This window comes from Geomonas sp., assembly GCF_056994735.1.
On record NZ_JBXKJL010000164.1, the window covers coordinates 1 to 13,646 of the forward strand.

The window sequence follows — 13,646 nt, forward strand, 5'->3', positions numbered from 1 at the left end:
GTCATAGCCCCAGTTCCTTCAGACACACCGCCATCATCTCTAATACTCCAATATCATTGCAAAAGTGTCCAATTTTTACACCCTGAAGAGGCATTGTGTCAACCATTAGCTATGTGAGGGATCTTGGGGGGGGGACGAGGGAAATCAGCAACTTACTGCGAAATTCGGCGCGCCGAAGTGGCCAGGGGCGGTAGGGGAGCATGGTGATGGTAAGGTGAGGGTAAGATGATGGCAATAAAAAAAGGGTCCAAGCTTTGTCGGCTTGGACCCTTTTGATGATTTATTGGAGCGGGAAACGGGGTTCGAACCCGCGACTTCAACCTTGGCAAGGTTGCACTCTACCACTGAGTTATTCCCGCTCAATGGAGATCCTGTTTATAGCAAATGCGGCTCCTGCAGTCAAGCAAAAGACTCTCGCTTTTGCACTAAAATCGTCTCATCTTCAACCGCCACATCTGCTCACATGCTCAGCTCGAATCAAATCCCCCGTCCCCTTTTTCAAGGGGGGACGCAAGCGGGACGACATCGTGAGATTGTCATCCCCGAATGCCCTTATCGGGGATCCAGATTTCACGTCGTTTAGAAGCTGGGTTCCTGATCAGAATCGCTTCGGGAATGACAGCTTTGGAGGCAGGCGGAAGATTGGTACTAATCACGTTCCTTGATGCTGGGGAATGCTACTTCCCCGTCAGGGCTTTTCGGATGCTTTCGTAGACTTCCTTGGGGGCGAAGGGTTTCGGGAGGATCAGCTTGGCGCCGGCATCGAGGGCGGCCTGGGTGTCGTAATCGGCATCGGAAGCACTGGCTATGATGACCTTGGCGTTCTTGTTGATGGCCAGCATCTGCTTGGTCGCTTCGATCCCGTTCATGTCGACCATGTAGATGTCCATGATGGTGACGTGCGGGTTGTGGGTCCGGAATTGCTCGATAGCTTCGGTGCCGTCTGCGGCCTCGGCGACAACGGTAAAGCCTATCTTGGTCAGCATGTCACGAAGTACTTTCCGGAAAAAGATTTCGTCATCTACGATGAGGACCTTTATATCGCTCAGCGCCATCACAGCCTCCACTTCAGCACGCCATTAGTTCCCTCCCCCTCTTTTATACTTTTATCAGGAAAAAGTCAAAAGGAGTGGTGACGCTGTTTGACGCTGAGCGAGATAGTCTCTGGTTTCGGCTTTTTGCTTATTGGATCTGGCACTGATGTGACCGGGCTGGCGAGGCGCCGACAGCATTACCCCAATCTGAAAGGATGTTCCAGACTCCGACATGAAATATTTCCGCTGTGCCTGGTCATGTGGAAACAAAGAGAGAATCAAGCTGCGTGTTGGCTCTGCACGATCCTCTCTGATACCTTCCGGAAGTGGAATCCGTAGATGGCATAGGTTATGGCCAGGGGGAAAAGCCGCGGTTTCCTGAGCAGGGCCCAGAAAAAGAGCTTCCAGTAGGGGAGCCGCTCTTTCCCCAGCACGCCGAGAACGATCATCGATTTGAAAAGTGCGCCCAGATACCCCCGCTGCATACGGAATCCCGTCTTGTTCAAGGGGCGATACTCCTTCAGCAGGCTCATCACCCTCTCGTAGTAGTTGTTGGGAGAGTAGACGGTAGACAGTATCCTCCGGTAGCCGCTGACAAGTTGTTCAAGCCTCATCCGCGGCACGAAATTGAGGTCGACGGCGAGATTGTCCCCGGAGGTATCCCCCAGAAGCCTCCCCTCCCGCCCCAGGCGCTGATGAAGCTTGGTCCCCCTTAGCGCCGACAGAACGCCGACCATGGCGGTGACGATGCCGCTCTCCTGGATAAAGCGGATCTGGTTGTCGAAGATGCCGGGGGGATCGCTGTCGAAGCCGACGATGAAGCCGCCGTGCACCTGCAGGCCCGCCCGCTGGATGGTCTTCACGCACGCCACCAGGTCGCGGTTCCTGTTCTGCACCTTCCCCGTTTCCTCCAGCCCCCCCTCATGCGGGGTCTCGATGCCGATGAAGACTTCCTCGAAACCGGCCTGGCACATAAGCTCCATCAGGCGCGGATCGTCAGACAGATCGATGGAGGCCTCGGTGTAGAAGTAGAAAGGATGCCTCCTCTGCTCCATCCACTCGATCAGCGCGGGGAGAACCACGTTTTTCAGCTTCACGCGGTCGCCGATGAAATTATCGTCGACTATGAAGACGGCACCCCGCCAACCGCGGACATAGAGGCTGTCCAACTCGGCCAGAAACTGGGGCAGATCCTTGGTCCGGGGTTTGCGGCCGAAAAGTGCCGTGATATCGCAGAACTCGCAATCGAAGGGGCAGCCGCGCGAATACTGCAGGTTCATCGCGGCATATTTTTTCAGCTCCGCGAGATCCCACAGCGGCACGGGGGTCTGGCGAAGATCCGCCCAGCCGTCACTGCGGTAGATGCGTTGCCCGCAGCCCCGCTCCAGGTCCGCCACAAGGCCCGCCACTGTCAGCTCGGCCTCCCCGAGCACCAGGTGGTCGACTTCGGGGTAATCATGGTGGCAGGAGGTAAAGAGAGGCCCGCCGGCGACGGTCTTGACGCCCAGCTTGAGGCAGCGGTCGATCACCTGCCGGGCGGAATCCTTTTGAATGGTCATGGCGCTGATGAAGACGAAGTCCGCCCACTCAAGATCCGGGTCCGAGAGCGGACGGACGTTCAGATCCACCAGCCTTTTCTCCCACGCCTCGGGGAGCATGGCGGCAACGGTAAGAAGGCCCAGCGGCGGGAAGCTCGCCTTCCTGGCTATGAATTTCAAGGCATGTCTGAAGCCCCAGAAGGTATCGGGGTAACTTGGATAGACCATAAGAATGTTCATGACATTCTCCACTGACCCGAAGTAAGGACGTCGCATTGCCGGCTCTTAACCGCGGTGCGGCGTCCGGGAAAACAAAGTTAGATTATATTTAAAATTAGCCGACTTTAAGTAAATCTTGTGTAAAAGTGGCTCCGGTCAAAAAGATCGAATTCATCCTCCCCCTCTTCTTTACCCTCCCCCACGCGCCCAGCCTTGGCCAGACGGCGGCTGCCTTTGCGACGCGAGCGGCAGGACGTCGCCGTGCCCCAAATGATTACACCTGTTCCAGAACGGACCGCATGACATGTTCCACTAAAGAACAGAACATGGATCGCCATCTTCTCTCACACCGCGGTTCCATCTGAAATAGTCCCTGATTCTGCATAGTCTCATCCCGCACCGACACTGAACGGCATTCACCACTGCCAAGGGTACGAGCATTGCTATGTAAAAAACCATTCTATTACATCGTATGCACTAGAGAAGGGATAAGTAGAGCCAGAGGCCTGTTTCCCTGGTACAGGGGGCAGGCTTTTTTCTGTCTTTGGAACGGAACACCAACAATCAGGGGGGAACATGCAACAAAAGCAGATTATGGCGGCAGCAGCCTTGCTGCTGACAGTGACCGCGGCACCTTCAGCACACGGATTCGACGTCGGCGGCTTCAACGGCTGGAAGGTCTCCACCGACGGCTTCGTGAACGTCTTCGGCACCTACGAGACCGTGGCACAGCGTCCCGCAGGGGTCGTAGGAGGCTCGCTGGGCGGGGACCAGACCGGCACGGGAGAGAGGCAGCAGCAGTTCAGGGTCCGGACCGGCCTCCTGCCGGTCGGCATCGGAGTCAACATCCTGGCCCCCACCACCAACGGCGTGGACTACGCGGTCCGCCTCGGCATGTACCCGCAGATCCAGAACAACGGCGGCGGCCGTACCGACATCTCCCCCAACATCGACTTCCGCGAGATCAACGCGACGGCAGACGGCAGCTTCGGCCAGGTCCTCGCCGGCCGGGCCATCAACCTCTACCAGGCAAAGAACATCCTGTCCGACATGACCCTCTTCGGGGTCGGCGTCGTCGGACCGGTGAACAACGGACCGACCATGGGCCACATCGGCTACGGCTACCTCTACCCCAACTTCGGCGCACAGCTCCGCTACACCACCCCCGATCTCAAAGGGGTCAAGGTCGCCTTCAGCGTGAACGACACCAACGACATCGGCGCCGCAACCATACGGAACGTGCCGCGGCTGGAGACGGAGATCTCCTACGCCACGACCTTCACCGGCGGGAAGATGCAGGCCTGGGTCTCCGGTCTGTACCAGCAGGCGAGTTTCTCCTCCGCACCGACCGTCACCGTTCCCGCAACCCTGAACGCCGACGGCTCCACCACTGCGGCCCATACCGTCGCCGCGGTGAAACCCGGCGGTCACGCCACTTCGCTCGGCGGAGCAGGCGGCGTGCAGGTCGGCCTCGGCGGACTGGAAGTCCTTGGCTCCTGCTACGGCGGCCAGGCCCTGGGGATGCTCGGGATGCAGGGGGCCGATGCCCTGTCGGCAAACGGAGAGGAAAGGATCAACTGGGGCTATCTCACCCAGGCAACCTACAAGCTGACCCCGAAACTGAAGCTGGGCGTGAACTACGGCCAGAGCAGGGCCGAACTCGCGGGCGATGACACCGACCTCAACATCCAGAAACAGCAGGCAGCCGTGGTCGCGCTGACCTACAACATCAACAAATTCGTCCAGGTCATCGGCGAATACACCTGGGCGCAGGACAAGTGGCATAACGGCGCCACCCAGGACGCCAACATGGGCGCGCTGGGGACCTTCATCTACTGGTAGCACCGCCACGGGAGCGGTCCACCATCCCGATTCCATCGTCGTTTGGGGTCAGGACCTGAACCGGCAGATAAATTTGAGAAAGCACTCTTGACATGAGGCGGGACAATGGATATATTCCTGCCATGTAAAGGGGAGTAGCTATCGGCCGGAGAAATGGCCGACCCACGGCTCGTCAACACGGTGGAAACACCCGGGCCCTGGGATACGAAATAAACACCAAAAGCAAGACCTTTACCTGAAGCGATTCAATGCGCCGAGGGTAAAGGTCTTTTTTTTACCCCGGCGAATCCACAGCCGGAGGTAAATCTTTGAAGAACCAGCACTTCTCATCACCTTTCCAGTTTTACGGGATCCGCAGCAGCGACCTCTCTGTCGCCACAGGCAGCGCGCTCCCGGCCCCGGATTCCGCCCCACAAACGACTGTCATACCAACAGTAGTCATCAACCGATCTTCTGCATGTCCGAAACAGTCTCCTCGCGGCTCCTGGCCGCCTCGCAGCGTCGCCTACCTTTGCACGGGCGGCCGCCCCCCGACCGGGACGACCGCTCACCTCGCAAGGCGATGGCTATCCTTTCATCCGTAGATGACACAGCGTCATTACCCTGACCTCATCAGCCACACAGCCGCAGAAGGAAAAGGAGAAGATCATGGAATGCACCTTGGATCAGTACCAGGAACAACCAAAGCGTAAGTCACAGAAGAGAAAGCCGAAGAACGTGCTGAAGAACGTCGTGTCGCTAAGAGTGACGGACAAGGAGAAACGGGTTCTTGATAAAATCACCAAAACAGATTCGAGGAGTGTATCGGAACTGGTACGCGAGGCACTGGAGTTCTGGCTCTCCAGGAGGCAGAGGCTCTGCCGGTAATCTTTTCAGGCCAGCAACATGAACTATCAACCATCAACACCAGGAGGCAACGAAATGAAGAAAGCGAATTCAGGTAAATTTCTCGCCATGGCCGCAGCTGTAATGCTCCTCAGCATGACCGTGCTGGAAGAGACTTCCCATGCGAGAGCCGGTGGAAGCCGCTCCGTCGGCAGCCGCGGCACGCGCAGCTACTCCAGACAAGCGCCCCCCTACTCCCAGCCGGCCCCGTCCCGGCAGCAGGCTTCACCGCCTCCCCGTACCCCGTTCCAGCAGGCGGCAAGCGGCGGGTTCCTGAGAAGCATGGCCGGCGGCATCGTAGGCGGGATGCTGGGAGGGATGCTCTTCCGAAGCCTGGGCTTTGCCGGCGCGGGCGGGATGGGTGGCATGGGTGGCGGGGTCGGCATCTTCGAGATCCTCCTCCTTGCCGGTCTCGGTTACCTCATTTACCGCTTCGTCAAAAACCGCAGGGAAACCGCGCCCGTCCTGGCCAGAACAGAAGAGTGTCGGGACATAAGGTCCAGCTCGGCTTCCGAGGTCTTCGTCGTCAACCACCCTGAATATCCGGCCATGGAGGAGGGAGTATCTCACATCAGGCAGATGGACCCCTCCTTTGACGAAAGGCGCTTCAAGGACTCCGTGATGGACACCTTCTTCAAGATCCAGGGGGGATGGATGAACCGCGACTTGGCACCGATATCGGGACTGCTGACCGATGAGATGAAGAGGGAATTCGGGGTGGAGATGGACCGGTTGCTGCGGATGAGGCAGGTCAACAGGCTGGAGAACATCGCCGTGAGGAGCGTGGAGATATCGGAGGCATGGCAGGAGTCGGGGCAGGATTACATCACCACACTCATCTATGCCAATCTCCTCGACTACACGACCGACGACTCAACCGGAGCGGTGGTAGCCGGCAGCAAGACGGAACCTGTGAAGTTCGAGGAATTCTGGACCTTCACGAGGCCGGTCGGGAGCAACAACTGGCGGTTATCGGCAATAGAGCAGAAATAGTCTGCGCGTCAGCAATTCGCCCCCCTCCGTCATTCCCGCGGGTGGGAGCGGGAATCCAGAGATGTATCCCCGATAGAGGCACCCCGGGATGACGGCGAAGCGTGGCGTCCTTTAGGGGGTAAACCGGCAAACCGTAGTCTGAAAAAGAAGGCGGCGCCACGCGAGGGTGGCGCCGCCTTCCTTGATGATGGAGAGACCTGCCGCGGTGAGCGCTATTCGCTCCCTTCAGCACCCTCTTTGTCGCCCGGTCCCATGGCCTTCATGCCCCAAGGGCCGGTGGTGGAGATCTGCAGTACCGTCTCCTCCTCCACCCAGGCGTTATGGACCGTCCGGGGAGGAAGGGAGAAATAGCTCCCGGCCGGAAGGACCGCGGGGTTTTGCTGCTTGTACCCCATGGCGAGATAGATCTTGCCGGAAATCACCGTGACCCTCTCGGTCTCCTGATGTATGTGCGGGGAGATCTTGGCCCCGGCAGGAATCTTCAGCCGCGTGACGAAGAAGCCGGCCTTTTTGGGGTTTCCATCGAGCACCGCCATCTTCGAGTTCGGTATCTGCGGAGGGCCATCCTTCCACTGCAGGTCATCTGGCGTCAGCACGATCTTTTTGGCGGCGATGGTCGACTTCGCGGCGGCCGTCGATTTCTTCACCTGGGCCGCGGAGCCCGGAGATACCCACACCAGCGAGACAAGGACAAGAAGCGGTAGTGCCGACCATTTCTGTTTCATCGATCTCCTCCCCTGAATTGGAATCTTGACAAGTTCTAACTATAGATTCGTCAGGGGAAGAGTCAATCACCGGGCTGTGCCACCAGTTGCCGCTAGAGCAGTTGACGTGCCGCCTCGAGCACGGCGGAGTACTCAGGTTCCTGGGTCACTTCCGGCACGTGCTGGATGTAGCGGATGACGTTCTCACGGTCCAGAACGAAGATGGAGCGGGATAGGAGTTTCAGCTCGTTCATGAGCACACCGAAGGCGAGCCCGAAGGAGCGGTCGCGATAGTCGGAGAGCGTGATCACCTTGTCGATTCCGGCCGCCCCGCACCATCTCTTCTGGGCAAAGGGAAGGTCGACGCTGACGGTGAGGACCACCACCTCGCCCGAGAGGTTCGCCGCCTCCTGGTTGAATCGGCGGGTCTCGGTGTCGCAGACCGGGGTATCGAGCGAGGGGACGGCGCTGATGATCTTGACCTTGCCGGCGTAGGTGGAGAGGCTGACCGGGGCGAGGGAGTTGTCGACCACGGTGAAGTCCGGGGCGGCATCCCCCACCTTGAGCTCAGGTCCCATCAGCGTGACAGCATTCCCCTTGAACGTGATCTTAGGCATAGACCCTCCTGGAAAACAAGTTTCGGGAAAGAATAAGCTATCCGGCGGGAAATGCAAGCAAAGACGCAGTTTGAGGGGAGGAGGCTGCAGGAAAGAACACGACTACAGACAGTTTTAGACTGTACCAGCGACCCCTTTGACTGGCTCAGGATGAACGGCCGTTGGTAATGAACATGTGTGATGGCGGATGACGTGCGTGCTGAGTCTGTTGGAGCATGTTTAGCCACTGTTCTGGACAGATGGCCGCAGGGGGACGTGACTCCCCCCGGACCTTCGGCCCCTACTTCTTCAGTAGCTGATTAAAGCTTGAACTGTCCAACCAGTCGCTGAAGCTGCTCGGATTGTCCGGAAAGTGTAGCTGCAGCCCTCACAGATTCTGTCGTTTCACGGGCGCTGCGCTGGATGACAGAGGTGACCTGCTGGATATTCATCGAGATCTCCCCGGTGGTGGCCGTCTGCTGCTCGGCTGCGGTCACGATCTGGTTAATCTGCATCGCCACCTCGCTGATCTTCTGGATGATCCCGTCCAGGGCCTCGCCGGACTCGACGGAACACCTGGTTCCTTTATCGACCTCAGCCACGCTCCCCTCTATCGCCGTGACCGCCCCCCTGGTTTCGGTTTGGATCGCCTTGATCATCTCCCCGATTTCCCGGGTAGCGCGGGTCGTGCGCTCGGCCAGGGCCCGGACCTCGTCGGCGACCACGGCGAACCCTCTCCCCTGCTCCCCGGCCCGGGCCGCTTCGATGGCGGCGTTTAGGGCAAGGAGATTGGTCTGGTCGGCGATATCCTCGATGGTCCCGATGATCTCTCCGATCTGGTCCGAACGGGCGCCGAGTCCCTCGACCGTCCGGGCCGCTTCCTGGACCCGGTTGGCTATCAGTCCCATCCCGTCTATGGTCTGCCGGACGACCTTGGCCCCGGACTGCGCCGTTTCGGTTGCCTGGCTGGAACTTGCCGCCGCGCTGGAGCAGTTACAGGATATCTCGTTGGAGGTGGCAGCCATCTCCTCACTGGCGACCGCAACAGCGTTGGTCTGGTTAGCGGCATCATCGGTTCCGGCGGCGATCTGCTCGGCGGTGGATTTGATTTGCTGTGAGGCAGAGGCGACGTGCTCCGAGGCTTGGTTTATCTGGCCAAGGATGTCGCGGATGGTGGACTGGAGATGACTGATGGAGCGGATGATGGTGCTGATTTCGTTATTTCTTTTCGGCGCTATCGTCTGGGTCAGATCTCCCTCCGTCATCTTCGCCAGGTAGCCGAGGATACGGTTCAGGGCATCATTGACCGTGTAGTAGAGCAGCCAGCTGAACATCATCCCCAGAAGTACGAAAATCGAGGTGGAGACCATTGCCAGGGACGCTGAAAACGATCGCCCGACAATAACTGCTGCGATTATGCAAGTGCTGTAACATAGACAAAGGAGGAGGATGCGTGTTCTTATTTTCAAAACCTGGTACAAGCCTAAGAAAAAACTCATTCCATCACCTCGAATAGGAGTTCTGATCTACTTCACGAGGACTTATCGTCAAAACGGTTTTTCACTTTAGAAGATTTATGATGGCCCGATACTGTTTACAGGAAATTATCTTATTGGTATGAGTTAACGATCCAGCATCACTCCCATACTCTTTGTGTAGACCGTCAGCCTGTCCCGGGGGAAGTGGTAACAGTATCAGGCTGATCAAAAACAATAAAAGGGGTGGCCATCGTGGCCACCCCTGCCGTTATTACCTGACATTTGAGTACAAACTTTGGTCGTTCAAGGAGCGGCCGAAATCAGGGCGCCCCCCTGTCCCAGACCAGGGTCTCCCGAACCGCCAGTTTTTTCATTCTGGCCGCCATGCCGACCCGACCGAGTTCCTTGGCGAACTCCTCGGGAGTCCCGGTCAACATGGGGAAGGTCCCGTAGTGCATCGGCACCACCATCCTGGGATCTACCAGGCGCACGGCATCAGCCGCCCTCTGCGGGCCCATGGTGAAATGGCCGCCGATGCAGGCCAGCATCAGGTCCACGCGACGGAAATTCCTGATCAGCGCCATGTCCGAGAAGAGGTCGGTGTCCCCGGTATGGTAGATGGCGGGACCGTTCTTGATGCTGATCAGGAAGCCGGCCGGGTTGCCCGCTGCCGCCTGGGTGGCCGACTGCCCCACCGAAACGGGGGCCGTCAGGTCGGAATCGTGGAGTGCGGGAATGAAGGCGATCTTGACTTCGCCGTCGAGGAGTTCCAGTTCCCCCCCGTAGTTCCCTAGAGTGTCATACGAGACAAGCTCCTTGGGAAAACCTGCATAACGCACCATGGCCATGCCGAGGCTGTAGGGGGCCACGAGCTTCGCCTTCGTCTTTTTGGCAATCTCTACGGCATTGCCGACATGGTCGCTATGACCGTGGCTGATCAGGATCAGATCCGCCTTGTCGAGCTTCGCCAGGTCGTCCTTTCCGGACCTGTTGGCGGGGTTGTCGATCCACGGGTCGATCAGCAACACCTTCCCCGACGGGGTGGTGACCTTGAAGGCGGACTGGCCGTACCAGGTAACCTCGGTCTTGCCGGCCGCCGATGCCGCCACCGGCACCAGCAGCACAAGGATCAACAGGCATAACATCACATGAACCTTCTTCATCGCTTCCCTCCTTTGATCGAATAATGACACAACCGCAATTCAGACAAGGTGAATCGCCCGCCCCCCCTTTTTTCAAGGGGGAACCCGGTCACAGCGACCCTCAGCACCTGAGACAGTGGACATTCCCCTTCTCGCCCCAGCGAGTGAAAGCCCGGTTCAGCTCGCCCATACCCCCTTCGATCGAGGCGCCGAGGGCGAAGGTGAAGAGGGGACCAAGGACACCGCCGAAGGCGGACTTCTGAACGAGCTTCATCCGGCCGGGAGCAAGCTCCTCCAGCTCGATCCCGTACGTCCACGACATGACCAGGGGAAAGCTCAGCGAGTGCCGCCAGCATAGCCGTGCCTGCGGGTCCGCGCAGAGGAGCCTCGGCTTGATGGTGAACGGTGGAATGGCCGGCAGCTGTACGGTTAGTTCCAGCCGCTCCCCGGTCATCACCCTCCCCTGCGCCCGCACGAAGAGCGGGTTCCACTCCGGGTAAAGGGTCAGGTCGCTTAACAGTTCCCAGATGCGTCCAGAGGGCGCCTGCAGCGCTATTTCGGTACGTAGCTCGCTCATGTCACTCTCCCTGCAGCGGTGGATTGACCCGGGGCTCGGGACGAACAGATAATGATGAGAGATGCCTTATTTTTACTGAGATGTCAAGGTGGGTGCGTGTGATCGGCCTCGAGTAAAGCCTCCCGGAGCAGAGGATCAAGGGAGTATAATGCAGGCAGGGAGCGAAAGAGTTTCAAAGGGGGTATCGGTATGTTTACTCGCAGAACGGCGCGGGGGTTGGGATGGCTCAGCATCGCCCTCGGCTTCGCGGAATTGGCGGCTAGACGGATGCTTTCGAAAGCGGTTCGGCTGGAGAAGCGGCCTGAACTGGTGCGTATGTTCGGGATGAGGGAGTTGGCAACCGGGGTCGGCATCCTGGCCGGGCAGAAACGGACTCCGTGGATCTGGGCCAGAGTCGCCGGCGACGTCATGGACCTCGCCACCCTCAGTAGCACGATGATCAGGAACAAGGGGAAAAGAGGCCGGATAGCAGCCGCACTTGCGGCTGTGGCGGGCGTCACCGCACTGGACGTCATGTGCGGACGTCGGCTGCGCAGGATGCACTAAAACCTATCTATAGCTATGAGGAGCGAGGGGTGGTGGTGCCCCTAAAGACATCGCTCCCCCCCCCGCCCCTCCTGACATCACCGCCCGCTTTGATACCTTATACTCGTCGCCCAGCGACTGCGCTTCCGGCTGCTGCAAGGGATTCACCTTAGACCTCGATCCTGAATTCGGCACCGTTTTCGACATTGCGTACGGACAGACGTCCACCCATATTCCTCTCGATGATTGTTTTCGCCATGAACAAGCCGATACCGGTTCCCTTGCTCTCTTCCCTGGTTGTGAAGTAGGCGTCGAATATGCGATCAATAACATCCTCGCTGATGCCGCCGGCATTATCGCTGATCGTCACCACGACACGACCTTCTTCCCGAAAACATTTCAAGCGGATCACCGGTTCAGCCACAGCCCGCTCCAACAGGGCGTCCCTGGCATTGGCAAGGAGATTCAGCAATGCCTGGGCGTATTCGTTAGGATACCCCTCGACCTGCAAATCTTCACCAGGCTCGACGACCATGCTGATATTGTTCTTCCTCAGGCTGGCCTCAACGAGGGAGATGGCCCTGGCGACACTCTCCCTGACGCTGAATGATATTTTGTCCTTGTCCGGTCGGAAAAAATATCTGAAATCGTCTATGGTCTGGGACATGAAATTGATCAATTTCATCCCCTTTTCCATGTATAGCGCCATCTGTTCAGGTGTCATCAGCCCAGAGGCGAATTCATGGCGCACCCCTTGGATCACCAGCCCCAGGTCATTGAGCGGGTTTCTCCACTGGTGGGCAATGTAGTCGATCATCTCCCCCATAGCGGCATGGCGGCTCTGAATGATCATGAACTGGTCCTTGTTGCGCAGTTCTGCCACAGCATCGATGATTCGTTGCTCAAGGCTCTGGTTAAGCCCTTCGAGCTGACGTTGTTTATCTGCCAACGCCTCTTGGGCCCGCTTACGTTCAGCCACTTCAGCCTCAAGGACGATGGAATGTTCATGCAGCACCTGCTCCATGTGCTTTCGATCGGTGATATCGCGATTGCTGACCCGAAAACCGAGAGGGGATCCGTCTGTATCAAATACCGGCCGGCAGACGTGTGAGATCCAGCGCTCCTGACCGTCACGGGTGGTGATACGGAAATCAATCGGTTGGGGTTGGCCGTTTTCCGGAAGATTATGCACGTGGTTTTGGTAGCGAGCCAAATCGTCAGGGTGAATGATCTTCAAAAGAAGTTGCGGGTCACGATAAAATTCATCCGGGGAATAGCCACACAACTGCTTGCAGGAGGGGGAGAGGTACCTGAAGCTCATGTCAGGGGCTAACCAGTACTCCCAGTCATAGGCGAAGTCCGCAACGGTGCGGTACCGTGTCTCACTCTCGATCAGCTCCTGGTGGACTTTTTTTAATTCGTCCTGCTTTTCAATCAGTTCCTGTTGTGACTCTTTGATCCTGGTGAAGAGCGTCCCGATCATGGAGATACCGAAAACCATAAGCAGAGATATCAGCAGCCCCAGAATCTCCACCGTCATGTCGCCCGGCAAGCGTCCGCTCCAACAGTCAAAAAGGGCAACGGCACGTCGTATTCCCTGAAGGAGAAAACCGCCTGACAGAAGGATCCAGGCGACGAGCGCACCACTGCAGCGGATCAAACGTATAGCCATGAACGCGGCTACGAACTGGAATACTGCAGAGATCGTCATGACTATAAGAAGGAGGTAATCCATTACGTTACCCTTATTCTGCTAGACCCATGCCCCCATAAAAGTTTCTGACACTGAAGAGACTTCGGAATTCCGAAATTCATACGCCATCCAGATGGGAGGCGATGGGGAGAGGACCAGTATTCATCAGGGAGAAGAGAGTCGCGTTCCCGTCAGCGCGAACTACAGGCAGCATCTGTGCAACTGTTACAATGTTCAGCGGTTGTGCCTACGAGTTCTCGGCCGCAAAGCTCACATGCATTGTCCCATTCGGGATGGCCGGCATCGGCAGCGCGTTTCCTGGCCTCCAGTCGTTTAACCTCAGCCTCCATTTCCTCATTGTACTGTGTCTCGAACATCGCCTTCCCCTTCGACATGATTGATTTCTTAGTGCCATGGCTC

General features: G+C 57.8%; 13 protein-coding genes and 1 tRNA gene. 4 read left to right on the top strand and 10 right to left on the bottom strand.

The window, feature by feature from the left end; all coding sequences use genetic code 11:
- Nucleotides 1–284 precede the first annotated feature (284 nt).
- The 3 genes from AC11W3_RS07780 to AC11W3_RS07790 all read right to left on the bottom strand — a co-directional run bounded on the left by AC11W3_RS07780 (nucleotide 285) and on the right by AC11W3_RS07790 (nucleotide 2,812).
- Nucleotides 285–359 (bottom strand) — tRNA-Gly (locus AC11W3_RS07780).
- 318 nt (nucleotides 360–677) lie between these two features.
- Nucleotides 678–1,055: a response regulator gene (locus AC11W3_RS07785; protein ID WP_484090201.1), complete on the bottom strand. Its 378-nt coding sequence runs from the start codon at nucleotides 1,053–1,055 to the stop codon at nucleotides 678–680.
- 257 nt (nucleotides 1,056–1,312) lie between these two features.
- Nucleotides 1,313–2,812, bottom strand: a complete 1,500-nt coding sequence (locus AC11W3_RS07790; protein ID WP_484090200.1) for a B12-binding domain-containing radical SAM protein — start codon at nucleotides 2,810–2,812, stop codon at nucleotides 1,313–1,315.
- A gap of 555 nt (nucleotides 2,813–3,367) precedes the next feature.
- Between AC11W3_RS07790 and AC11W3_RS07795 the strand changes: the two genes are divergently transcribed.
- The 3 genes from AC11W3_RS07795 to AC11W3_RS07805 all read left to right on the top strand — a co-directional run bounded on the left by AC11W3_RS07795 (nucleotide 3,368) and on the right by AC11W3_RS07805 (nucleotide 6,511).
- Nucleotides 3,368–4,633, top strand: a complete 1,266-nt coding sequence (locus AC11W3_RS07795; RefSeq protein ID WP_484090199.1) for a hypothetical protein — start codon at nucleotides 3,368–3,370, stop codon at nucleotides 4,631–4,633.
- A 648-nt stretch (nucleotides 4,634–5,281) separates the two neighbouring features.
- A complete protein-coding gene (locus AC11W3_RS07800) occupies nucleotides 5,282–5,500 on the top strand; it encodes a ribbon-helix-helix protein, CopG family (protein WP_484090198.1) in 219 nt (72 codons plus the stop codon).
- A 54-nt stretch (nucleotides 5,501–5,554) separates the two neighbouring features.
- Nucleotides 5,555–6,511, top strand: a complete 957-nt coding sequence (locus AC11W3_RS07805; protein WP_484090197.1) for a Tim44 domain-containing protein — start codon at nucleotides 5,555–5,557, stop codon at nucleotides 6,509–6,511.
- 212 nt (nucleotides 6,512–6,723) lie between these two features.
- On the opposite strand, the gene AC11W3_RS07810 is transcribed toward AC11W3_RS07805, so the two are convergent.
- The 5 genes from AC11W3_RS07810 to AC11W3_RS07830 all read right to left on the bottom strand — a co-directional run bounded on the left by AC11W3_RS07810 (nucleotide 6,724) and on the right by AC11W3_RS07830 (nucleotide 11,008).
- Complete coding sequence (locus AC11W3_RS07810; protein ID WP_484090196.1) at nucleotides 6,724–7,236, bottom strand: cupin domain-containing protein; 513 nt, start codon at nucleotides 7,234–7,236, stop codon at nucleotides 6,724–6,726.
- A 92-nt stretch (nucleotides 7,237–7,328) separates the two neighbouring features.
- Nucleotides 7,329–7,832, bottom strand: a complete 504-nt coding sequence (gene tpx, locus AC11W3_RS07815) for a thiol peroxidase (RefSeq protein ID WP_484090195.1) — start codon at nucleotides 7,830–7,832, stop codon at nucleotides 7,329–7,331.
- Nucleotides 7,833–8,131: 299 nt separating this feature from the next.
- Nucleotides 8,132–9,145 (bottom strand): methyl-accepting chemotaxis protein, encoded by a 1,014-nt coding sequence (locus AC11W3_RS07820; RefSeq protein WP_484090194.1) that lies wholly within the window; start codon nucleotides 9,143–9,145, stop codon nucleotides 8,132–8,134.
- A gap of 464 nt (nucleotides 9,146–9,609) precedes the next feature.
- Nucleotides 9,610–10,452, bottom strand: a complete 843-nt coding sequence (locus AC11W3_RS07825) for a metal-dependent hydrolase (RefSeq protein ID WP_484090193.1) — start codon at nucleotides 10,450–10,452, stop codon at nucleotides 9,610–9,612.
- A 100-nt stretch (nucleotides 10,453–10,552) separates the two neighbouring features.
- Entirely contained in the window at nucleotides 10,553–11,008 is a 456-nt protein-coding gene (locus tag AC11W3_RS07830) for an SRPBCC domain-containing protein (protein WP_484090192.1), read from the bottom strand.
- A 189-nt stretch (nucleotides 11,009–11,197) separates the two neighbouring features.
- Between AC11W3_RS07830 and AC11W3_RS07835 the strand changes: the two genes are divergently transcribed.
- Nucleotides 11,198–11,554, top strand: a complete 357-nt coding sequence (locus AC11W3_RS07835) for a hypothetical protein (protein WP_484090191.1) — start codon at nucleotides 11,198–11,200, stop codon at nucleotides 11,552–11,554.
- A 148-nt stretch (nucleotides 11,555–11,702) separates the two neighbouring features.
- Here AC11W3_RS07835 and AC11W3_RS07840 read toward each other — a convergent pair whose 3' ends face one another.
- Entirely contained in the window at nucleotides 11,703–13,268 is a 1,566-nt protein-coding gene (locus AC11W3_RS07840; protein WP_484092760.1) for a PAS domain-containing protein, read from the bottom strand.
- A gap of 149 nt (nucleotides 13,269–13,417) precedes the next feature.
- Nucleotides 13,418–13,646: hypothetical protein (locus tag AC11W3_RS07845; RefSeq protein ID WP_484092761.1), on the bottom strand; the 229-nt coding region annotated here is incomplete at its 5' end.